The sequence below is a fragment of the Halorhodospira sp. M38 genome (genome assembly GCF_022227985.1).
Lineage (GTDB): Bacteria > Pseudomonadota > Gammaproteobacteria > Nitrococcales > Halorhodospiraceae > Halorhodospira > Halorhodospira halophila_A.
The window spans coordinates 161,583-181,508 of sequence record NZ_JAJNQP010000003.1; the positions used below are offsets into that span (position 1 = coordinate 161,583).

21 protein-coding genes are annotated in these 19,926 nt (G+C 69.3%); 19 read left to right on the plus strand and 2 right to left on the minus strand.

What is annotated here, in order from left to right:
- Positions 1 to 48: 48 nt before the first annotated feature.
- Positions 49 to 663, minus strand: a complete 615-nt coding sequence (locus LRA98_RS03505; protein WP_238633471.1) for a porin family protein — start codon at positions 661 to 663, stop codon at positions 49 to 51.
- Between the two features lie 179 nt (positions 664 to 842).
- Here LRA98_RS03505 and LRA98_RS03510 point away from each other — a divergent pair, with 179 nt between their 5' ends.
- The 12 genes from LRA98_RS03510 to LRA98_RS03565 are packed head-to-tail and all read left to right on the plus strand — an operon-like array spanning position 843 to position 14,115.
- The gene (locus LRA98_RS03510) at positions 843 to 1,865 is read left to right on the plus strand and encodes an aspartate-semialdehyde dehydrogenase (RefSeq protein WP_201171593.1); all 1,023 of its coding nucleotides are present in this window, start codon (positions 843 to 845) and stop codon (positions 1,863 to 1,865) included.
- 22 nt (positions 1,866 to 1,887) lie between these two features.
- Complete coding sequence (locus tag LRA98_RS03515) at positions 1,888 to 4,350, plus strand: FimV/HubP family polar landmark protein (RefSeq protein WP_238633472.1); 2,463 nt, start codon at positions 1,888 to 1,890, stop codon at positions 4,348 to 4,350.
- An 11-nt stretch (positions 4,351 to 4,361) separates the two neighbouring features.
- Positions 4,362 to 5,162, plus strand: coding sequence for a tRNA pseudouridine(38-40) synthase TruA (gene truA / locus LRA98_RS03520; protein ID WP_238633473.1), 801 nt, complete (start codon positions 4,362 to 4,364; stop codon positions 5,160 to 5,162).
- Between the two features lie 60 nt (positions 5,163 to 5,222).
- Positions 5,223 to 5,846: a phosphoribosylanthranilate isomerase gene (locus LRA98_RS03525; protein ID WP_201171582.1), complete on the plus strand. Its 624-nt coding sequence runs from the start codon at positions 5,223 to 5,225 to the stop codon at positions 5,844 to 5,846.
- The gene (gene trpB, locus LRA98_RS03530; protein ID WP_201171580.1) at positions 5,830 to 7,050 is read left to right on the plus strand and encodes a tryptophan synthase subunit beta; all 1,221 of its coding nucleotides are present in this window, start codon (positions 5,830 to 5,832) and stop codon (positions 7,048 to 7,050) included. Before LRA98_RS03525 ends, trpB begins: the two co-directional genes overlap by 17 nt.
- On the plus strand, positions 7,047 to 7,868 hold the full coding sequence (trpA, locus tag LRA98_RS03535) for a tryptophan synthase subunit alpha (protein WP_201171578.1): 822 nt from the start codon (positions 7,047 to 7,049) through the stop codon (positions 7,866 to 7,868). The genes trpB and trpA overlap by 4 nt, the downstream gene beginning before the upstream one ends.
- Positions 7,865 to 8,878 (plus strand): acetyl-CoA carboxylase, carboxyltransferase subunit beta, encoded by a 1,014-nt coding sequence (gene accD, locus LRA98_RS03540; protein WP_238633474.1) that lies wholly within the window; start codon positions 7,865 to 7,867, stop codon positions 8,876 to 8,878. Before trpA ends, accD begins: the two co-directional genes overlap by 4 nt.
- Positions 8,875 to 10,179, plus strand: coding sequence for a bifunctional folylpolyglutamate synthase/dihydrofolate synthase (locus tag LRA98_RS03545; protein ID WP_238633475.1), 1,305 nt, complete (start codon positions 8,875 to 8,877; stop codon positions 10,177 to 10,179). Before accD ends, LRA98_RS03545 begins: the two co-directional genes overlap by 4 nt.
- A gap of 3 nt (positions 10,180 to 10,182) precedes the next feature.
- Entirely contained in the window at positions 10,183 to 10,815 is a 633-nt protein-coding gene (locus tag LRA98_RS03550) for an SPOR domain-containing protein (RefSeq protein WP_201171563.1), read from the plus strand.
- Positions 10,812 to 11,375: a CvpA family protein gene (locus LRA98_RS03555; protein WP_201171555.1), complete on the plus strand. Its 564-nt coding sequence runs from the start codon at positions 10,812 to 10,814 to the stop codon at positions 11,373 to 11,375. The genes LRA98_RS03550 and LRA98_RS03555 overlap by 4 nt, the downstream gene beginning before the upstream one ends.
- 45 nt (positions 11,376 to 11,420) lie before the next feature.
- The gene (gene purF, locus LRA98_RS03560) at positions 11,421 to 12,935 is read left to right on the plus strand and encodes an amidophosphoribosyltransferase (RefSeq protein WP_201171553.1); all 1,515 of its coding nucleotides are present in this window, start codon (positions 11,421 to 11,423) and stop codon (positions 12,933 to 12,935) included.
- A complete protein-coding gene (locus LRA98_RS03565) occupies positions 12,916 to 14,115 on the plus strand; it encodes an O-succinylhomoserine sulfhydrylase (protein WP_238633476.1) in 1,200 nt (399 codons plus the stop codon). Before purF ends, LRA98_RS03565 begins: the two co-directional genes overlap by 20 nt.
- Positions 14,116 to 14,128: 13 nt before the next feature.
- Here LRA98_RS03565 and LRA98_RS03570 read toward each other — a convergent pair whose 3' ends face one another.
- The gene (locus LRA98_RS03570; protein ID WP_201171549.1) at positions 14,129 to 14,938 is read right to left on the minus strand and encodes an inositol monophosphatase family protein; all 810 of its coding nucleotides are present in this window, start codon (positions 14,936 to 14,938) and stop codon (positions 14,129 to 14,131) included.
- Positions 14,939 to 15,010: 72 nt separating this feature from the next.
- Between LRA98_RS03570 and LRA98_RS03575 the strand changes: the two genes are divergently transcribed.
- From LRA98_RS03575 to LRA98_RS03605, 7 genes are all read left to right on the plus strand, one after another.
- On the plus strand, positions 15,011 to 15,745 hold the full coding sequence (locus LRA98_RS03575) for an RNA methyltransferase (protein ID WP_201242090.1): 735 nt from the start codon (positions 15,011 to 15,013) through the stop codon (positions 15,743 to 15,745).
- 22 nt (positions 15,746 to 15,767) lie between these two features.
- Positions 15,768 to 16,556 (plus strand): serine O-acetyltransferase, encoded by a 789-nt coding sequence (gene cysE / locus LRA98_RS03580; protein ID WP_201171543.1) that lies wholly within the window; start codon positions 15,768 to 15,770, stop codon positions 16,554 to 16,556.
- A 67-nt stretch (positions 16,557 to 16,623) separates the two neighbouring features.
- Positions 16,624 to 16,953 carry a HesB/IscA family protein gene (locus tag LRA98_RS03585; protein WP_201171540.1) on the plus strand — a complete coding sequence of 110 codons (330 nt, stop codon included), beginning with the start codon at positions 16,624 to 16,626 and terminating at the stop codon, positions 16,951 to 16,953.
- 132 nt (positions 16,954 to 17,085) lie between these two features.
- A complete protein-coding gene (ndk, locus tag LRA98_RS03590; protein ID WP_201171538.1) occupies positions 17,086 to 17,511 on the plus strand; it encodes a nucleoside-diphosphate kinase in 426 nt (141 codons plus the stop codon).
- Positions 17,492 to 18,601 (plus strand): 23S rRNA (adenine(2503)-C(2))-methyltransferase RlmN, encoded by a 1,110-nt coding sequence (gene rlmN, locus LRA98_RS03595; protein WP_238633477.1) that lies wholly within the window; start codon positions 17,492 to 17,494, stop codon positions 18,599 to 18,601. Before ndk ends, rlmN begins: the two co-directional genes overlap by 20 nt.
- Positions 18,598 to 19,341 (plus strand): tetratricopeptide repeat protein, encoded by a 744-nt coding sequence (locus tag LRA98_RS03600; protein WP_238633478.1) that lies wholly within the window; start codon positions 18,598 to 18,600, stop codon positions 19,339 to 19,341. The genes rlmN and LRA98_RS03600 overlap by 4 nt, the downstream gene beginning before the upstream one ends.
- Positions 19,338 to 19,922, plus strand: a complete 585-nt coding sequence (locus tag LRA98_RS03605) for a helix-turn-helix domain-containing protein (protein ID WP_201171533.1) — start codon at positions 19,338 to 19,340, stop codon at positions 19,920 to 19,922. Before LRA98_RS03600 ends, LRA98_RS03605 begins: the two co-directional genes overlap by 4 nt.
- Positions 19,923 to 19,926: the final 4 nt, after the last annotated feature.

The following is a 19,926-nucleotide window of genomic DNA, read 5'->3' on the forward strand; positions in this document are numbered from 1 at the left end:
AAGGTGCGGCCCCTTTGCGTGGGTGCCTCCGCGCGTCCCGGGGAGGCGTTAGAAGTTGAAGCGGGCCCCGAGGGCCAGGCCCAGATCGTTCTCGTCGCCGGCGTCGTTGATCTGCAGATCGCCCACGGCGTCCCACTGCGGGGTCAGCGCGTAGGTGAACTTGGCCGCCAGGTTGACGATGCCGTCGTCGAGATCCTCAAACGTGTCGACGTCCAGGTAGCGGATCTCCCAGGCGTATTGCAGCCCGTCGAGGAACATGCAGCCGTGGCGGATGCCGGCGGTGAGCTCGTAGCCGGTCTCGCTCTCACTGCTTGAGCCATCATCAAAGTCGGTATCGCGGTAGACCAGGGCGGCGACCCCGTAGAGGTCGATGCCCGGCGTGACCGCCAGGCGGTAGCCCGGGCCCAGCGAGAGCGTGGTGATGTCGATGTCGTCGGTGAGGTAGCTGGCCTCGCCGCGCAGGAAGATGTCGTCGGTCAGGCTCAGCGAGCCAATGACCCGTGGGCCGATGGGATCTTCGTCGCCTAACTCGGTGAAGACAACGCCGCCCTCGGCGTAGTCGTAGCTGAAGTCCTGGGCCGGCAGCTGCGCAAACGCCTGCCCGCCGAGAACGCCGCCGGCGACCAGGCCGGTGGCGGCCGTGTAGAGGATGCCTCTGTGCATGGGTGCCGCTCCTTGGTTTCACGGGTTGGGGGGAACTGCTGACAATCTAGCAGGTACCTGCCGGCGTGCCAGTCCGCGGATTGCTGGGGCGGCCCGAGGCGGCGGGTCGCGCTGGCCCCGTGCTGCCGCGAGGCGTTAGACTCCGGACAGGAAAACGTCCAGACAGGGGCTAAGGATCCATGAGCAAGCAGTACGACGTCGCCGTCGTTGGTGCCACCGGCGCCGTGGGAGAGGTGATGCTCTCCATCCTGGCCGAGCGCGGCTTCCCCGCGCGCAGGATCTACCCGCTGGCCAGCGCGCGCTCGGCGGGGAACACGGTGACCTTTGCCGGGCAGGAGCTGGTGATCCAGGATCTGGCCGAGTTCGATTTCTCGCAGGTTCAGATCGCGCTCTTCTCCGCCGGGGGCTCCATCTCCGCCGAGCATGCGCCGCGGGCGGCGGAGGCCGGTGCGGTGGTCATCGACAACACCTCCCACTTCCGCTATGACGACGATATCCCGCTGATCATCCCCGAGGTGAACCCTCACGCGGTGGCTGGCTACAAGAAGCGGGGGATCATCGCCAACCCCAACTGTTCCACCATCCAGATGCTGGTGGCGCTCAAGCCGATCCATGACGCCGTGGGCATCGAGCGGATCAACGTGGCCACCTACCAGGCGGTCTCCGGCAGTGGCAAGCCGGCCATCGACGAACTCCACACCCAGAGTCGGGCGATCCTCGACGGCGCCGAGCCGCAGTGTGCCGAGTATCCCAAGCCGATCGCCTTCAACTGCCTGCCGCACATCGACGACTTCCAGGACAACGGCTACACCAAGGAGGAGATGAAGATGGTCTGGGAGACCATCAAGATCTTCGAGGACTCCTCCGTGCGGGTGAACCCGACCACGGTGCGGGTGCCGGTGGTCTACGGCCACTCCGAGGCGGTGCACATCGAGACCCGCGAGCGCATCACCGCTGAGCGTGCCCGGCAGGTGCTCTCCGGCGCTCCGGGCATCGAGGTCCTGGACGAGCGCGCCGGTGGCGGCTATCCGACGGCACTGACCGAGGCCGCGGGGCGCGATCCAGTCTACGTCGGACGCATCCGCGAGGACATCAGCCACGAGCGGGGTCTCGATCTGTGGGTGGTGGCCGATAACGTCCGCAAGGGAGCAGCGCTGAACAGCGTGCAGATCGCGGAGCTGCTGATTGGCGAATACATCTGACGGCGGACGGAGGGGCGAGCCCGTGCGCAAGGCGATTCACGGCCTCGCCGGCCTGGCAGGTCTGTCACTGGTCTCGGTGGCGGCCGCGGTGGAGGTCAGCCTCGGTACCATCGAGGGCCGCTCCGAGGCCGGCGAGCCGGTTTCGGCGCGCATCCCTGTGCGGGATCTCGGTTCCGACGAGCTGGCGCGGCTCGATGTCGGCCTGGCCCCGGGGCGGATCTTCGATCGCGCCGGGATCGAGCGTGCGCCCGAGCTGTCGCTGCTCGACTTTGAGCTGATCGAGTCGGGCGAGGATGCCCCGTACATCGCCGTCACCAGCCAGCAGCCCATCGATGAGCCCCTGCTTGATTTCCTGGTCCAGGTCAGCTGGCCCGAGGGCGACCTGGTCCGCGAGTACACCCTGCTCCTCGAGCGGCCGACCACCGCCGACGACGATGCCCCGGCACAGGGGCAGCCACTGGCCCGCGAGGGCGAGCCGTTTGAGGAGGTGACCCGCGACGGTGAGCGCGAGCGCCGATCCACCGCCTATGGGCCGGTGGAGGAGGGGGATACCCTGTGGCGGATCGCGTCGGAGCACCGCCCCGATGACTCGGTGACGGTCGCGCAGACCATGCTGGCCATCCAGCGGCTCAACCCCCGCGCCTTCTCTGACGACAACGTCAACGACCTGCTCAGTGGGTGGTGGCTGAAGCTGCCCAGCCGCGAGCAGATCGAGCAGCTTTCTGCCGGCGAGGCCCAGGCGATCTACGAGGAGCACCTGGCCAGCTGGGTGCCGCCAGCCGAGCGACGCGCGGCTGTGGAGGAGCTCGACGAGTCGGTGCCTATCCCTGACCTGGCGGACCCCGACGCGCCCGTTGGGGAGGAAGAGGCGCCGACAGCCGAGGAGGCCCGTCTGCGCATCCTGGCCCTGGGCGATGAGGAAGGCACCGAAGAGGTGCTCTCGCTGCTTGATACCGAGCTGGAGGCCTCTGAGGCCAACGTACGCCGGTTGCAGGGGGCACTGGCGGCCCTGCGGGAGGAGCGGGCGAGCCTGCGTTCGGAACGTGACAGCCTCCGGGCGCAGGTTGAGGATCTGAGCGAGCGGGTGGCGGCGCTCGAGCGGCTGGTGGACCTGGACATGGAAGGGGTGCTGCCGCCGCCGGATGCCGAGCCGACGCCGATCGTCCCGCTGCCCGAGGTGGACGAGCCCCTCGACCCCCTGGACGAGCCGGAGCCAGCGCCCGTCGAGGTTGAGCCGGAGGCGCCGGAGCGCGAGGAAGAGACGGAAGATGAGGTCGGCTGGGCGCAGTGGCTCTCCGGCGACGGCGACGTCACCGCTGCCGACCTCTGGCGTGACGAGGAGGCACGGCGGCAGATGCTGATCGCCACCGGAGGAACCCTGCTGGCGCTCGCTGTGGTCGCCGGCCTGTTGCTGCGCCGGCGGCGCCGTTCGGCGGAGCCTGATAGCCGGGAGGGGCTGCGCCTCGATCGCGGCGACCTCGATTTCGATTTCGACAGCGGGGCACGCCGCGACGCCCTCGAACTCGCCGACGAGTACCTGGCAGACGACGACCTGCGCCGGGCCCGGGACGTGCTCGAGCGCGGCATTCACCGCGAACCGGCACGCACCGATCTGCGCCTGCGGTTGCTCGAGGTGCACTCCCGTCTCGGCGATCGGGAGGCGTTCCTCAGCCAGGCCCAGGACCTCTACGACCGGACCCGCAGCGACGCCGACCCGACCTGGCAGGCAGCGGTGGCACTGGGTGTGGCCTTCGTGCCGGATAGTCCGCTGTTCGCCGATGCCGCGGCAGCAAGCCAGGCGCACGCCGACGAGGCGGAGGGCGAAGCGCAGGCGCCTGGGGGGGCGGCAGCCGATGGCGGTACGCCGGAGAGTCCGGCGCCCGAGGTCGAGGAGGGTCTGGATACCAAGCCGGATCTGGAAGACCTGGATCTGGGTCTGGACGCTGACGAGGGCGAAGGAGTCGGCAAGCAGGCGCCGGGCGAAGGCGAGGGCGAGGATGACTTCGATCGCCGTCTTGATGCGGCTTTTGACGAGCAGCCGCAGCCTGCGGAGCCCGAGGCCGCCGGGGGGCCGGCAGCCGCCGAGCCCGCCGAGGGGCCTGAGCCGGCCATGGCCCGCGAGCCGGAATCGAGTGCCGGCGCGCAGGACGTCGCCGATGAGCTCTTCGGCGGTGCGGATGCCAGCGGCGATGAACTCGACGAAATGGACCTCGACAGCCTGTTCAGCGAGGAGGAAGACGAGGGCGCCGAGGAGGGGCTCGGCCTGCAGGCGGACGAGGGTGCCGAGCCGGAGGCTGAGCCGGAGCCGTCCCTGGGGGTCGGTGAGGGGGATGAGGCCGACACCAAGCTCGACCTGGCCCGGGCCTACATCGACCTGGGGGATGAGCCGGGGGCCCGCAGCCTGCTCGAGGAGGTCCTGGAGGAGGGGACCGAGTCGCAGCGCGAGAGCGCCCGGCAGGTCTTGGCTGAGCTCGGCGGCGAGTAGGCGGGGCGGCCTTGGCGGGAGCGTGTACCGAGCAACGCATCGCGCTGGTGCTGGAGTATGACGGCACCAATTTCAGCGGCTGGCAGCGCCAGGACCACGCCCCCTCGGTGCAGCAGGCCCTCGAGCGGGCGGTGTCGCGGATCGCGGATCACCCCGTGACCGTGGTCTGCGCCGGGCGAACCGATGCCGGGGTGCACGCCGCCGCGCAGGTGGTTCATTTCGATACGACGGCGTCGCGCCCGCTGCACGCCTGGGTGCTAGGGGCCAACGCGCAACTGCCCGAGACGGTCAGCGTGCGCTCGGCCCACGCCGTCGACGCCGATTTCCACGCCCGCTACCGCGCCCAGCGCCGTGGCTACCGCTACGTCTTCCTGAGCCGCCGCGCCCGCCCGGCGCTGTTGCGCCACCGGGTGGCGTGGACCCACCGCCAGCTCGATGCGGGGCGTATGCACCGGGCCGCCCAGGCCCTGGTCGGTGAGCAAGACTTCTCGGCCTTCCGTGCCGTCGCCTGCCAGGCACCCCACGCCGTTCGCGAGGTGTACCGGATCGATGTGCACCGCCACGGTGAGCTTCTGTTCATCGACATCGAGGCCAACGCCTTCGTGCACCACATGGTGCGCAACATCGCCGGGACGCTGATGGCCGTCGGAACCGGCGAGCAGGCTGAGCACTGGCCCGCCGATCTGCTGGCCGCGGGCGACCGGACCCGCAGCGGGATCACGGCGCCGGCGTCCGGGCTCTACCTGACCCGGGTGGTCTACCCGCCACATTACGGACTCCCCGCCGAAGGGCACTGGCCGTTTTTGGCGTAAAGCCGGCCCACGCGGTAACATTTGCGCTTTCCTTGGAGCCGCCGAAGGGGGACGCCGAGCGTGCGCACGCGCGTCAAGATCTGCGGAATCACCCGCCCTGAAGATGCCGCGACCGCCGTGGAGTTGGGGGCCGATGCCATCGGCCTGGTCTTCTGCGATGCCAGCCCGCGTGCGGTGGATATGAAAGAGGCCCGCGCCATTGTGGCCGCGGTCCCGGCCTTTGTCTCCGTGGTCGGCCTGTTTGTCGATCCCAAGCCGGGGCAGGTGGAAGTGGCGCTCGAGGGGCTGCACCTTGATACCCTGCAGTTCCACGGCGATGAGGCGCCTGAGCTCTGCCGCTTCTACGAGCGCCGTTACGTCAAGGCGGTGCCCATGGGCGGCGGGGTGGATCCTCAGGATTATGTGGCGGCCTATCCCGATGCCAGCGGGTTCCTGTTCGACAGCCACCGCCTGGGCGAACGGGGTGGCCGGGGCGAGTCCTTTGATCACGACACGATCCCGGGCGGCGTGCGGGGGCTTACGGTGGCCGGCGGCCTGAACGCCGAGAATGTGGCGGGGGTGGTGCGCAATGTGCGCCCCTTCGCCGTGGATGTCAGCAGCGGCGTCGAGTCGGAGCCGGGGATCAAGGACCGGGAGCGCATAGCCCGGTTTCTCGCGGAGGTGGAACGTGGCGACGAGACCTGAGCAGTACGGCGGCGATCCCGCCGGGGAGCACGACGGGCACTTTGGCCGTTTCGGGGGACGGTTCGTCTCCGAGACCCTGGTGGGGCCGCTTGAGGAGCTGGCCGAGGCGTACGCGGAAGCGCGTCGCGATCCGGCCTTTCAGGATGAACTCGACCGCGAGCTGCGCGATTTCGTCGGCCGACCGACTCCGCTGTATTTGGCCGAGCGGCTGACCGCCAGCGCCGGCGGGGCGCGCATCTATTTCAAGCGTGAGGACCTGGCCCATACCGGCGCGCACAAGGTCAACAACACCGTCGGCCAGGCGGTGCTGGCCGCACGCATGGGCAAGACCCGGATCATTGCCGAGACCGGGGCCGGCCAGCACGGCGTGGCCACGGCGACGGTGGCGGCGCGAATGGGCCTGGAGTGCGTCGTCTACATGGGAGCCGACGATGTGCAGCGCCAGGCCGCCAACGTCTATCGGATGCGCCTGCTTGGTGCGGAGGTCCGCGCCGTGGATGCCGGTACGCGCACCCTCAAGGACGCCATGAACGAGGCGATGCGCGACTGGGTGGCGAACGTCGACAACACCTTCTACATCATCGGCACCGTCGCCGGCCCCCACCCCTATCCGACCCTGGTGCGCGATCTCCAGCGGGTCATCGGCGTCGAGACCCGGGCGCAGATGCTGGAGCGCGAGGGCCGTCTGCCCGATGCCGTGGTGGCGTGCGTCGGCGGCGGCTCCAATGCCCTGGGCATCTTCCACCCGTTCCTCGACGACGCCGCTGTCCGGCTAGTGGGTGTCGAGGCCGGTGGCGAAGGCGTGGCCAGCGGTCGGCATGCCGCTCCGCTCAATGCCGGACGGCCCGGGGTGCTGCACGGCGCGCGCAGCTACCTGATGGAGTCCGACGAGGGGCAGATCATCGGCACCCACTCCATCTCGGCCGGCCTCGACTACCCCGGCGTCGGCCCCGAGCACGCCTGGCTGAAGGATACGGGGCGCGCCGAGTACGTCGCGGTCACCGATGCCGAGGCGCTCGCGGCGTTCCACCGGCTCAGCCGAACCGAGGGCATCCTGCCGGCGCTGGAGACCGCCCATGCGGTCGCCTACGCCGAAAGCCTGGCCGCGGAACTCGGGCCGGACGCTACCCTGGTGGTCAATCTCTCCGGACGGGGTGACAAGGACATCGCCACTGTCGCGGCGCAGGAGGGCATCGAACTGTGAGCCGCATCGCTGAACGTTTCCGCACTTGCCGCTCCGCCGGGCGAACGGCCCTGATCCCGTACATCACCGGTGGTGATCCGTCGCCCGACGACACCGTGCGCCTGATGCACGCCCTGGTGGCCGGCGGCGCCGACATCATCGAGGTTGGCGTCCCGTTTTCCGATCCGATGGCCGACGGCCCTGTGATCCAGGCCGCCTGCGCCCGGGCACTGGCGGCGGGGACGACGCCGGCGCGGCTGTTCGAGGTCGTGCGCCGTTTCCGCGAGGACGATCCGGATACGCCGGTGGTCTTCATGGGTTACGCCAATATCCTCGAGGCTGCCGGCTACGGCGCCTTTGCGCGCGATGCCGCCGCCGCCGGTGTCGATGGGCTGCTGACGGTTGATCTGCCCCCGGAGGAGGCCGAAGAGCTGGCCGACGAGGCGCAGGCCCACGGCCTCGATCTCATCTACCTAGTGGCGCCCAACACCAGCGCCGCCCGCCTCGAGCGGGTCTGCTCGGTGGCCGGCGGGTTCGTCTACGCGGTCGCCCTCAAGGGGGTCACCGGTGCGGCGGACCTGGATGCCGGGTTGGTGGAGCAGCAGGTCACCGGTATTCGCCGCGTCACTGATCTGCCGGTGGCCGTCGGGTTCGGGGTGCGCGACCCGCAGAGCGCTGCGGCGCTGGCGCCCTGCGCCGACGGTGTGATCGTCGGCAGCGCGCTGGTGCGCATGATCGGCGAACACGGCGCGGCGGCGGATCTGCCCGAGCGCCTGCGCGATGCCGTCCGCGCCCTGCGCCGGGCGATGGACGAGACGACGACGGGGGGTGATTCGTGAGCTGGTTTCAGAAACTCATGCCGCGGCGCATCCGGACTGAGGCCGGACCGCGCAGCCGCAGCGTCCCCGAGGGGCTGTGGACCAAGTGCGAGTCGTGTCAGGGCATCCTTTACCGCCCGGATCTGGAGCGCAACCTCGAGGTCTGCCCGAAGTGCGATGCACACATGCGGATCTCGGCGCGGCAGCGCCTGCGGCTGTTCCTGGACGAGTCCTGCGAGGCCGTGGAGATCGGGGCCGAACTGCAGCCCTCGGACTTCCTGCGTTTTCGCGACAGCAAGCGCTACCGGGATCGGCTGACCCAGGCCCAAAAGGCTACCGGCGAGAACGACGCCCTGGTGGCTATGCGCGGTGCGGTCCATCAGCGGCCCGTCGTCGTCTGCGCGTTCGAGTTCGGGTTCATGGGCGGGTCCATGGGCACCATCGTTGGTGAGCGCTTCTGCCGTGCCGCCGAGGAGGCCCGGGCCCACGACATCCCGCTGGTCTGTTTCTCGGCCTCGGGCGGGGCGCGCATGCAGGAGGCGCTGTTCTCGCTGATGCAGATGGCCAAGACCTCGGCGGCCATTTCGCGGCTCAACGAGGCCCGGGTGCCGTATATCTCCGTGCTCACCGATCCGACCATGGGCGGTGTCTCGGCCAGCCTGGCCACGCTGGGCGATGTCATCATCGCCGAGCCCGGGGCGTTGATCGGCTTCGCCGGCCCCCGGGTGATCGAGCAGACCGTGCGCGAGACCCTGCCCGAGGGGTTTCAGCGGGCCGAGTTCCTGCTCGAGCACGGCGCTATCGACATGATCGTCGACCGGCGCGAGATGCGCGACGAGATCGCCTCGCTGATGGGCAAGCTCGGCGGCGATGTCTCGGTGGCGCCCGCTCCGGCGGTGGAGTCCGAGCCGACGGCTGCCGAGGCGCAGGGCACCGAGGCCGGCGAGCCGAGCGAGGGAGACGGCTCCGGCGAGGCGGGTGACGGTCCGGCCGACGCCGGTGAGGACGGGGGCGGCACACGCAACGCATGAACGACGCCCGCACGGCGCAGCCGGCAGCCCCGGCGGATCTCGATGGCTGGCTGGCACGCCTGGAAGCGGCCCACCCGACGGCCATCGACCTGGGCCTTGAGCGGGTGGCCGCGGTGGGTCGGCACCTTGGTGTCCTCGATCCCACCGCGCGGGTGATCACCGTCGGCGGGACCAACGGCAAGGGGAGCGTGGCGCGGACCCTCGAGGGTGTGCTGAACGGTCTTGGCGTGGCCACGGCACTCTACACCTCGCCGCATTTCCAGCGCTTCAACGAGCGCATGCGCATCGATGGCGCGGAGGTCAGCGATGCCGCGCTGATCGAGGCGCTAGGTCGGGTCGAGCAGGCCCGGAGCGAGGCGGGCGTAAGCCTGACCTACTTCGAGCACACCACCCTCGCAGCCTTCGACCTCTTCGGGCGCAGTGGCGCGGCGGTCTGGATCCTCGAGGTGGGCCTGGGCGGCCGGCTGGACGCAGTGAACACGGTGGATGCTGATATCGCCGTGGTGACCCGCATCGCCCGCGATCATGCCGAGTTCCTGGGTGACGACCTCGAGGTGATCGCCGCGGAGAAGGCCGGCATCTTTCGCTCCGGCCGGCCGGCGGTGATCGGTCAGCCGGATGCGCCGGCGGCGCTGCGTCGGATCGCCCTGGAGGTCGGTGCCGGACTGGTGGAGGCCGGGGCCGCCTTCACCTGGGGGGAGCGGGACGACGGGCTCTGGTGGTGGCGCTGCGCCGGACACCACTGGTGCGGCCTGCCGGCGCCCGGGGTCTCCGGCCGGGCGGCGCGCGGTAACGTGGCCACCGCCCTGGCCGCTCTGGTTCAGCTGCCGGAGGGCACCGGTGCGGATCCGGAAGCCGTTGCCCGCATCCTCGGCCGGATCCGCGTCCCCGGACGGTTGGAGCGGATCGGGACCGGGTCACTGGAGTGGCTGTTGGATGTCGCGCATAATGCCGATGGGGCGGAAGAACTCGCCCGGGTGCTCGACGACGGGGCGGCGTCCGGGTGGACGCGGGCTGTATTCGCCGTGGCGTCGCGCAAGGACGCCGGCGCGCTGATTGACGCGCTGAGCGGCCGGATCGATGCCTGGTACCTGCCGCAGCTCGACGAGCCGGATATGCGTCACGCCGATGAATTGGCCCGTGAGCTTGCCGCAGCCGGGGAACCGGTGGTCCACTGCGGCGACGACGTGGCGGCCACCCTGGCCGCACTGGAAGAACAGGCCCGCCCCGGTGACCGGGTGGTGGTGTTCGGTTCCTTCCGTACTGTGGCCGCCGTACAAGCGCAGAAAGGCTGGGGGTAGGCGATGGATCCAAGCACGAAAAGACAGCTGGTTGGCGCCGCGGTCCTGGTCGCCCTGGCCGTGATCTTCCTGCCGATGATCTTCTCTGGTTCCGACGATGCCGAGGATGTGGACGTCCCCGTGGAGGTGCCGCCGCGGCCCGACGAGCAGCCGGAGCCGGAGGAACTCGCCGAGCAGCCGCCCGAGGGCCTGGAGGACGAGCCGGAGGACTTCAGCACCGACGAGCCGGTTGGGTTCGAGGAGCCGGAGGCGCCGCGGGACGGGGACGACGACGAGACCCGGCGTGACGACCCCGAGGCGCGGGAGCCCGCCGCCGATGACGAAGCCGAAGACGTCGTGAGCGAAGACGACGACGTTAATGGGGTAGTGGACGAGGTGGACGGTATCGCCATTGTCAGCCGCGACCAGGGGGCGTACTCCGTCCAGGTGGGCAGCTTCCGGGAGGCGGACAACGCCGAGCGCGAACGCGATCGCATCCGCGAGCTGGGGCTACCGGCCTATATCCAGTCGGCCGAAGGGGACGGAAGCTTCCACCGCGTCCGTGTCGGGCCGGTCATGGAGCGTGACGAGGCGCAGGCGCTGCTCGAGCGCGCCGTCGATGAGGCGGGGGTCGAGGGCTACGTGGTCACGCGATGAACTGGCTGGACCTGGCCATTCTCGGTGTCATCGCCCTGTCGGCGGGGATCAGCCTGATCCGCGGTTTCGTCCGCGAGGTGCTCTCTGTGCTGGTCTGGGTGGCCGCCTTCTGGGTTGCGGTGCGCTACTCCGGGGCCGTGGCGCTGCTGCTCGAGGAGTGGATCGCATCGCCGACGATCCGCCTGGGTGCCGGTTTCGTGGTGCTTTTCGTGGGAACACTGATCCTCGGGGCGCTGCTCAACAACGCCCTGTCGGCGTTGGTGACGCGCACCGGTCTGGGCGGCACCGACCGGCTCCTGGGGGTGCTGTTCGGGGCTGCCCGCGGGGCGGTGGTGGTGGCGCTGGTGGTGCTGCTGCTCGGGTTCTCGCCGATGACCCAGGAGCGGGCCTGGGAGGAGTCCGTCGTGCTGCCGGGGATCAAGCCGTGGATCTGTCGAGCCGGCCTGGACGCCTGGCTGGAAGACTTTGATTGGCAGCCGCCTGTTGAGGGCGAGGCAATGGAGGGCTTCGATGGCTTGCCGGATTACTGGGCTGAATACTGCGCCGGGCGGCGGCCGTGAAGCCTGTCCGCCGTGCTGGCGCCCAGCAAGAGGTAGGAGCAATCCATGTGTGGCGTAATCGGAATGGTGGCCAAGGGGCCGGTGAACCAGGACCTCTACGAGGGGCTGACCGTGCTCCAGCACCGGGGTCAGGACGCTGCCGGGATCATCACCTATGACCAGGGGCAGCTGAGTCTGCGCAAGAGCAACGGGCTGGTCCGGGATGTCTTTCGAACCCGGCACATGATGCGCCTGACCGGCAATATCGGCATCGGCCACGTCCGCTACCCCACCGCCGGCTGCGAGAGTTCCGCCGAGGCGCAGCCCTTCTATGTCAATTCGCCCTACGGCATCTCGCTGGCGCACAACGGTAATCTGACCAATACCGAGGAGCTCAAGCAGGAGCTCTTCCGCACCGACCGGCGCCATATCAACACCAATTCCGACTCCGAGATCCTGCTCAATATCCTCGCCCACGAGCTGAGTGTCTCGCCCCACGACCGGCTCGAGCCCGGCGACCTGTTCAGCGCCGTCGAGCAGGTCCACCGACGCTGCCACGGGGCCTACTCGGCCGTGGCGATGATCAACGGCTACGGTATCCTTGCCTTCCGGGATCCTTTTGGAATCCGCCCGCTGTGCTTTGGCGAGCGCGATACCGAGCAGGGGCGGGAGTACCTGATCGCCTCCGAGAGCGTGGCCCTGGACATGCTCGGCTTCCGCCTGGTGCGCGAGGTAGCCCCGGGCGAGGCGATCTTCATCGACATGGCTGGCGAGCTCCACACCCGGCAGTGTGCCGAGGATCCGGTCCATGCGCCGTGCCTGTTCGAGTACGTCTACCTCTCCCGGCCCGACTCCATCGTCGACGGGGTGGCCGTGCACAAGGCGCGGTTGCGCATGGGTGAGCGGCTGGCCGCGAAGATCCGGCGCGAGTGGCCCGAGCACGATATCGATGTGATCATCCCGATCCCGGACACCAGCCGTACGGTGGCGATGCAGCTGGCCTATCAGCTGGGTGTGGAGTCCCGTGAGGGCTTCATCAAGAACCGCTACGTGGGGCGTACGTTCATCATGCCCGGGCAGGCGGCGCGCAAGAAGTCAGTACGTCAGAAGCTCAACCCCATTCCGCTGGAGTTCGAGGGCAAGAACGTCCTGCTGGTGGATGACTCGGTCGTCCGCGGCACCACCTCGCAGCAGTTGGTGCAGCTGGCCCGGGAGTCCGGGGCGCGGCGGGTCTACCTGGCCTCTGCGGCGCCGCCGGTGCGTTACCCCAATGTCTACGGCATCGATATGCCTGCCCCCGAGGAACTCATCGCTCACAATCGGGACGAGGCCGAGATCACCGAGGCCATCGGGGCCGACCGAATGATCTACCAGGAACTCGCTGACCTGGAGGCCGCCGTGGCCGATGGCAATCCGCAGATCCGGCAGTTCGACAGCTCGTGCTTCAATGGTCAGTACGTCACCGGTGGCGTGAGCCAGGACTACCTGCGTGGCCTGTCCCAGGCGCGGGCCGATGCCGCCAGGGAAAAGGCGCGCAGCGACCAGGACTTGGAGATCGTGGATGTGCACAACCAGGCCTGACGACGAGCCGCTCTCCGGGTTTGATTCCCGGGCAGTGCGAGCCGGGCAGGTGCGGACCGATGGCCAGGAGCAGTCGGAGCCCATCTACCCGACCTCGAGCTTCACCTTTGAGAGCGCCGCTCAGGCGGCTGCCCGGTTCTCCGGCGAGGAGCCGGGCAACGTCTACTCGCGTTTCACCAATCCAACGGTGCGGACCTTCTGCGACCGCCTGGCGGCCCTGGAGGGCGGTCAGGCCTGCGTCGGGACGGCCTCGGGCATGTCCGCGGTCCTGGCGACGTGCCTTGGCCTGCTGCAGTCCGGGGACCACGTGGTCGCGTCGCGGACCCTGTTCGGGACCACGCTGTCGCTGTTCACCAAGTACCTGCCGCGCTGGGGGATCGAGGTCAGCTGGGTGCCGTTGAGCGACGAGGGGGGCTGGGCCGGGGCGATCCAGCCGAATACGCGTCTGCTCTTCGCCGAGACGCCTTCCAACCCGCTCAACGAGGTCGCTGACATCCGCCGCCTGGCGGAGATCGCGCACGCCCACGACGCCCTGCTGGCGATCGACAACTGCTTCTGTACCCCCGCCCTGCAGCGGCCCCTGGAGCTTGGGGCCGATCTGGTGGTCCACTCGGCGACCAAGTACCTGGATGGCCAGGGGCGCTGTGTCGGCGGCGCGGTGGTGGGCGACGCCCAGCGGGTGGGCGAAGAGATCCACGGTTTCATCCGCACTGCCGGGCCGTGCATGAGTCCTTTCAATGCCTGGGTGTTTCTCAAGGGGCTGGAGACGCTTTCGCTGCGCATGCGCGCCCACAGTAGCCATGCCCAGCAGGTGGCCGAGTGGCTGCGGGATCATCCGCGGGTCGAGCGGGTCTACTACGCGGGGCTGCCGGACCATCCGCACCACCGGCTGGCGGCGGCGCAGCAGAGTGGCTTTGGCGGGATCGTTGCCTTCGAGCTGGCTGGCGGACGGGAGGCGGCCTGGCGCGTGATCGATAGCACCTGCATGCTGTCGATCACCGGCAACCTCGGCGATACCAAGTCCACCATCACGCACCCTGCGACCACCACCCACGGCACCATCACCGACGAACTGAGGGCGGCGGCCGGCATCGGCGAGGGGCTGGTCCGGATCTCCGTCGGCCTGGAGGATCCGGCGGACATCATCCGCGACCTGGAGCGCGGCCTGGGCAGCGCCTGAGCGGTCGGGTTGCTCAGGCGGTAGGCAGATCCGCCGTGTGGGCGCGGATGGTGTTCAGCAGACCGCTGTGGACCTTGGGGGCGCCGGCGACGACATGGCCGGTGGCGAGGGCGCGATCCTCGCCCGTGATGTCCGTTACAATGCCGCCGGCCTCACGGACCAGCAGGGTGCCGCCGGCGATGTCCCACGGTTTCAGGCCCAACTCGAAGTAGCCGTCCAGCCGCCCGGCGGCGACGTAGGCCAGGTCCAGTGCCGCGGAGCCGGCACGGCGCATGTCTTCGGCGTGCTCGGTCAGGGCGGAGAACATCCGCAGGTAGGCCGGCATCAGGGCCTGGTTCTTGAACGGAAAGCCGGTCCCGATCATCGCCCCGTCCACCCCGCGGCGCTGCGGTACGCGGATGCGGCGGCCGTCGAGCTGCGCCCCGTTGCCCCGTGAGGCGGTGAACAGCTCTTGGCGCAGCGGGTCGTAGACGGCGGCTGCCTCCAGCTGGCCGTCCTTCTGCACAGCGATCGACACGCCGATGTGGGGGTAGCCGCGGAGGAAGTTCGCCGTCCCGTCCAGCGGGTCGATGATCCACGTATACTCCGCCTCACCCTGCGCGCGCCCCTGCAGGCCACTCTCCTCGGCGAGTATGGCGTGCTGCGGGTAGGCGCGCTGGATGGTCTGCACGATCGCCGCCTCGGCCTGGCGATCGATGTCGCAGACGAAGTCGTAGCGTCCCTTGGTCTCGACCCGGACGCGGTCGAGGCGGTCGATGTTGCGGACGATTAGATCACCACCAGCCCGTGCGGCACGGACTGCGATGTTGACCATTGGGTGCATCGGGAAAGCTCCTACGCTGGACGCGGTACAGGATAACAGCAAAACTGATGCGATTCAGACCGGGAGGCCATCTTGAGCCTTGAGCGCACTCGTATTGTGTTGGTCGGGACCACGCACCCCGGCAATATCGGCGCCGCCGCGCGCGCCATGCGCACCATGGGGCTGCGGGATCTGTGTCTGGTGGATCCGCAGTGCGACCCCGATGACCCGGAGGCCGTCGCGCGGGCGGCCGGGGCCGGCGAGGTTCTGGAGCAGGCGCAGCGCTATCCGGATCTCGCCTCGGCGCTGGCCGGCTGTCGTCTGGCCTTCGGGCTCTCGGCGCGTATCCGCGCCGAGCGGCAGCCCCGGCTGGCGCTGCGCCCGGCGGCCGAGTCGGCCGCCGCTGAGGGGGGCGAAGGGGGGTTGGCGTGGGTCTTCGGTCGGGAGCGCACCGGCCTGACCAACGCCGAGCTGGATCATTGCCACTACCTCGTGCAGATCCCGACCGACGCGGATTACAGTTCCCTGAATGTGGCTCAGTCCGTGCAGCTGGTAGCGTGGGAGCTGCGCATGGCGGCCGAGGTGGGGGGCGCACTGCCGCAGCCCGAGACGGAAGAGCCGCCCGCCGCCGTGGATACGCTGGAGCGCTTCTTCGTTCACCTGGAGGAGATGGCCGGTCGAGTCGGCTACCTGGACCGGCACAACCCCGCGCTGACCATGCGGCGGTTGCGCAACATCTTCCGCCGTGCGCGGTTGACCGAGGACGAGGTGCGGATGCTGCGCGGGCTGCTCAGCCACGTGCTCAATCCGCGCCGCTGGCGCAAGTAGGACCGTTGTAAAGGGTAAATGGATGCTGCGACGCCTGCGTGAGGACATCCGGTGTGTCATGGATCGCGATCCGGCCGCCCGGAACGCCTTCCATGTGGTGACCACCTATCCCGGTTTCCACGCCCTGATCCTGCACCGCATCAGCGCGCGGCTCTGGCGCTGGCGGCTGCGATGGCTGGCGCGCATGCTGGGGCTGTTCAGCCGCTGGGTCACGGGGATCGAGATCCACCCGGCGGCGCGCATCGGCCGGCGCTTCTTCATCGACCACGGTATGGGGGTGGTCATTGGTGAGACTGCAGACATCGGCGACGACGTCACCCTCTACCACGGCGTCACCCTGGGCGGGACCAGCTGGCAGTCGGGCAAGCGCCACCCGACCCTGGGCAATGACGTCGTGGTCGGCGCCGGCGCCAAGCTGCTTGGACCCATCCGTGTGGGTGGCGGGGCGCGCATCGGCTCGAATGCTGTGGTGCTCAAGGATGTCCCCGACGGGGCGACTATGGTGGGGATCCCGGCGCGCCAGGTCGGCGAGCGCAAGCGCGACGTTGACGGGGACGAGCAGCGAGCCCGGGTGGCGCGGCGAATTGGCTTCGATGCTTACGGGACCACCGAGATGCCGGACCCGGTGGCCCAGGCGGTGAACGCGATCCTCGATCATATCCACGTCACCGATCGGCGCATTGAGGAGCTGTGCAGCGCCGTGCAGCAGATGGGCGGGCGGCTTGAAGAGACCCGCGTGCCGGATCTGGAGGTCGACGAGACGTCGGTCGAGAAGGCGTGCGGCGAGCACCACCGGGACGCTTCCCGCTAGCTGCCGGAACCCCCTAGAATGCAGACAGATGCGCCGTTACGGCGCGCCCAGTGACAGGAGGCAAGTCATGCCCGTAACCCTGACCGAACGTGCCGCGCGGCATGTCGAGAAGATGCTCGCCAGCCAGGATGCTGACCGGGCCCACGGCCTGCGCCTGGGGATCAAGGCCAGTGGCTGCTCCGGCTTCGCCTACGTGGTCGATTACGCCGAGGAGATCGGCGATCAGGATCTTGTCGTCGAGAGCCACGGGGTGAAGGTGGTGATGGCGCAACAGCACCGGCCGTTTCTGGAAGGCACCGAGGTGGACTACGTGCGCGACGGTATCAATTACCGTTTCGATTTCCGCAACCCGAACGTCCGCGATCTGTGTGGGTGCGGCGAGAGCTTTGCCGTGTGAACGGCCCAACCGCGGCGAGATTGTCGGCGCCCGGAACGGAGGGGTAGACTGTCCGACTGCCCAAGGCGCCGCAGCATTCCAGCGCTGCGGCTTTTTTGTTGAACGCGAGCATTCATCAGTCAGGAGATCCTAATGGCCGTCGAGCGAACCCTTTCCATCATCAAGCCGGATGCCGTAGCGCAGAACGCGATCGGCGAGATCCTTGCCCGCTTCGAGCGCTCTGGCCTGCGCGTGGTGGCTGCGCGCATGGTTCGGCTGAGCACCGAGCAGGCCGAGAGCTTCTACGCTGTGCACAGGGAGCGTCCGTTCTTCAATGACCTGGTCGGCTTCATGACCTCCGGGCCGGTGATGGTGCAGGTTCTCGAGGGCGAGGACGCCATCCGCAAGAACCGCGAGATCATGGGCGCCACCAACCCCAAGGAGGCGGCTGCAGGCACCCTCCGCCACGACTACGCGGAGAGCATCGATGCCAATGCGGTCCACGGGTCGGACAGCCCCGAGACGGCGGAACAGGAGATCGAGTTCTTCTTCAAGGCCGATGAGATCTGCTCCCGCTGACCACGAGGCGGTGCACGCCGAGCGCCAGTCGGGCCCGGTCGAGCTGCTCGGGCTCGATCGGCCGCGGCTGGCCGCTTTCTTCGATGCCCTGGGCGAAAAGCGGTTCCGCGCCCGGCAGATGATGCAGTGGCTGCATCAGCGCCACGTCTACGATTTCGACGAGATGACCGACCTGAGCAAGGCGCTGCGCCAGAGGCTGCGCGAGAACGCCCAGGTCGGTCTGCCCGAGGTGGCCGCCGACCAGCAGGCCAGCGACGGCACCCGCAAGTGGGTGGTGCGCCTGGCCGACGGCAACTGTGTCGAGGCCGTCTACATCCCGGAGCCGAAGCGTGGGACGCTGTGCGTCTCCTCGCAGGCCGGCTGCCCGATGGGCTGCACCTTCTGCGCTACGGCGGAGGGCGGGTTCTCGCGGAATCTCAGCGCCGCCGAGATCGTCGGTCAGGTTCACATCGCGCGCCGCCACCTGCCGGAGGGGGCGATCACCAACATCGTCTTCATGGGCATGGGCGAGCCGCTGCTCAACTTCGACCCGGTCATCTCGGCGTCGCGGGTGTTCACCGACGATTTCGGGTTCGTTCTCTCCAAGCGTCGGGTCACGATCTCGACCTCGGGAGTGGTCCACGCCATCGAGCGGATGCAGCGCATCACGGACGTGAGTCTGGCGGTCTCACTGCACGCTCCGAATAACGAGCTGCGCAACGAGCTGGTTCCGCTCAATCGCAAGAACCCTCTGGAGCGCCTGCTGCCGGCCTGCCACGCGTACATCGCCGACAAGCCCCATAGGCGCATCACCTGGGAGTACGTCATGCTCGATGGGGTCAACGACCAGGACGAGCACGCCCGGGAGCTGATCGAGCGGCTGCGGGGGATTCCGTCCAAGGTGAACCTGATCCCGTTCAATCCCTACCCGGGGGCACGCTACGGCCGCTCGCCACAGCGGCGGGTGCGCCGCTTCGCGGATCGACTGCTCGAGCACGGCCTGACCGCGACCATCCGCGAAACCCGTGGTGATGATATCGATGGGGCGTGCGGCCAGCTCGTCGGCGAGATCCGCGATGCGCGGCCCAGTAAGGTGGCGGGAACGGCGTGAAGCGCACGGGGCCCATGCTGGCGGCCCTGCTGGCGGCCGGGTGCGCTGCCGGGCCCGAGATGCCGGATGACCAGCGCGCAGCCGACAGCCACGCCGGGGCAGGGCTTCATCTGATCGCCCAGGCGCAGCCGGAGGCCGCCCGCTCGCGCCTGGAGCGGGCGTTGCAGATCGATGGAGAACACCCACAGGCGCTTTCCGGCATGGGGCTCGTGGCCGAGTCGCAGGGCGATCTGGAGATGGCCCACGAATACCATCGGCGTGCCGCGCAGGCCGCTCCGGACTCGGGGCCTATCCTGAACAACCGGGGGCGGAGTCTGTGCCGTGCCGGGCAAGTGGATGAGGCGCTGGAGGTCTTCGGGGATGCCGCCGGGGCGGGTGGCTATGATTCCGCCGAAGTGCCGTTGACCAACGCCGCCCGCTGCGCCCTCGATGCGGGGCGCGAGGATGCCGCTGCTCGCCGCGCCGATGCTGCCGTCGAGGCGGCACCGGGGTTTGCCCCGGCGCGTGTGGTGCGCGGGGAGCTGCGTTACCGCCAGGGGGCGCTGGAGGCGGCCGCCGAAGACTTGGAACGTGCCCGTGACAGCGGTGGCGCCGGGGCGCGCGGCCTTTACTGGTCGGCACGCGTGGCGGCCGAGCAGGGGCGGCCGGAGGAGGCGGCCGCCTTCGCCGAGATGCTGGCCGAGCGTTTCCCTGGTTCGGGGTGGAACGAACGTTTGCACGCGGATGAGGTCGGGCCATGACTGATGAAACGGGGCAGGACGACAGCGACGGGGCGCGGCCCCGGGCCGATGCCCCGGATGATGCCGGGGACAAGGGCGCCCGGCCGTCGCCGGGGCAGCAACTGCGCCGCGCCCGTGAGGCGCAGGGGCGTACCGTGCGTGCGGTGGGGTCGAGTCTCAACCTGTCGGCGGACCGGGTGACGGCCCTCGAGGAAGATGACGACGAACGTCTGCCGCCGCCAACCTTCGTGCGCGGTTACCTACGCGCCTATGCGCGCCTGGTCGAACTCGATCCCGAGGCGGTGGTCGAGGCGTACAACCGGCGCCGGGGCAGCGATCCGGCCAGCGAGGAGCGGGCCGTGGGCAATGTGGGAGCCGTTGAGCCCCGACCGGCCGGGCGCCGCCGGCGGCGCTGGTTGCCGTTGATGCTCCTTGTGCTGCTGCTCGCCGTGGCCGTGGTGATGACCGCAATCCTGCTCGATGGTGGCGAGCCGGAACCGACAGGCCCGGGCGAGGACGGTGCACAGGCCCGGGAGGCCTCCGCCGCGCAGGTGGGCACGCCGGTCGCCGGTGTGCCTTGGACGTCGATGGAGTCGGAGTAGCGTT

What these genes read in the sequence shown, in the direction of transcription:
- LRA98_RS03505 (WP_238633471.1), bottom strand. Translation starts at nt 663, where the DNA reads ATGCACAGAGGCATCCTCTACACGGCCGCCACCGGCCTGGTCGCCGGC.
- cysE (WP_201171543.1), top strand. Translation starts at nt 15,768, where the DNA reads ATGCTGCGACGCCTGCGTGAGGACATCCGGTGTGTCATGGATCGCGAT.
- purF (WP_201171553.1), top strand. Translation starts at nt 11,421, where the DNA reads ATGTGTGGCGTAATCGGAATGGTGGCCAAGGGGCCGGTGAACCAGGAC.
- LRA98_RS03565 (WP_238633476.1), top strand. Translation starts at nt 12,916, where the DNA reads ATGTGCACAACCAGGCCTGACGACGAGCCGCTCTCCGGGTTTGATTCC.
- LRA98_RS03555 (WP_201171555.1), top strand. Translation starts at nt 10,812, where the DNA reads ATGAACTGGCTGGACCTGGCCATTCTCGGTGTCATCGCCCTGTCGGCG.
- rlmN (WP_238633477.1), top strand. Translation starts at nt 17,492, where the DNA reads ATGAGATCTGCTCCCGCTGACCACGAGGCGGTGCACGCCGAGCGCCAG.
- ndk (WP_201171538.1), top strand. Translation starts at nt 17,086, where the DNA reads ATGGCCGTCGAGCGAACCCTTTCCATCATCAAGCCGGATGCCGTAGCG.
- LRA98_RS03510 (WP_201171593.1), top strand. Translation starts at nt 843, where the DNA reads ATGAGCAAGCAGTACGACGTCGCCGTCGTTGGTGCCACCGGCGCCGTG.
- LRA98_RS03605 (WP_201171533.1), top strand. Translation starts at nt 19,338, where the DNA reads ATGACTGATGAAACGGGGCAGGACGACAGCGACGGGGCGCGGCCCCGG.
- LRA98_RS03585 (WP_201171540.1), top strand. Translation starts at nt 16,624, where the DNA reads ATGCCCGTAACCCTGACCGAACGTGCCGCGCGGCATGTCGAGAAGATG.
- LRA98_RS03550 (WP_201171563.1), top strand. Translation starts at nt 10,183, where the DNA reads ATGGATCCAAGCACGAAAAGACAGCTGGTTGGCGCCGCGGTCCTGGTC.
- LRA98_RS03545 (WP_238633475.1), top strand. Translation starts at nt 8,875, where the DNA reads ATGAACGACGCCCGCACGGCGCAGCCGGCAGCCCCGGCGGATCTCGAT.
- LRA98_RS03570 (WP_201171549.1), bottom strand. Translation starts at nt 14,938, where the DNA reads ATGCACCCAATGGTCAACATCGCAGTCCGTGCCGCACGGGCTGGTGGT.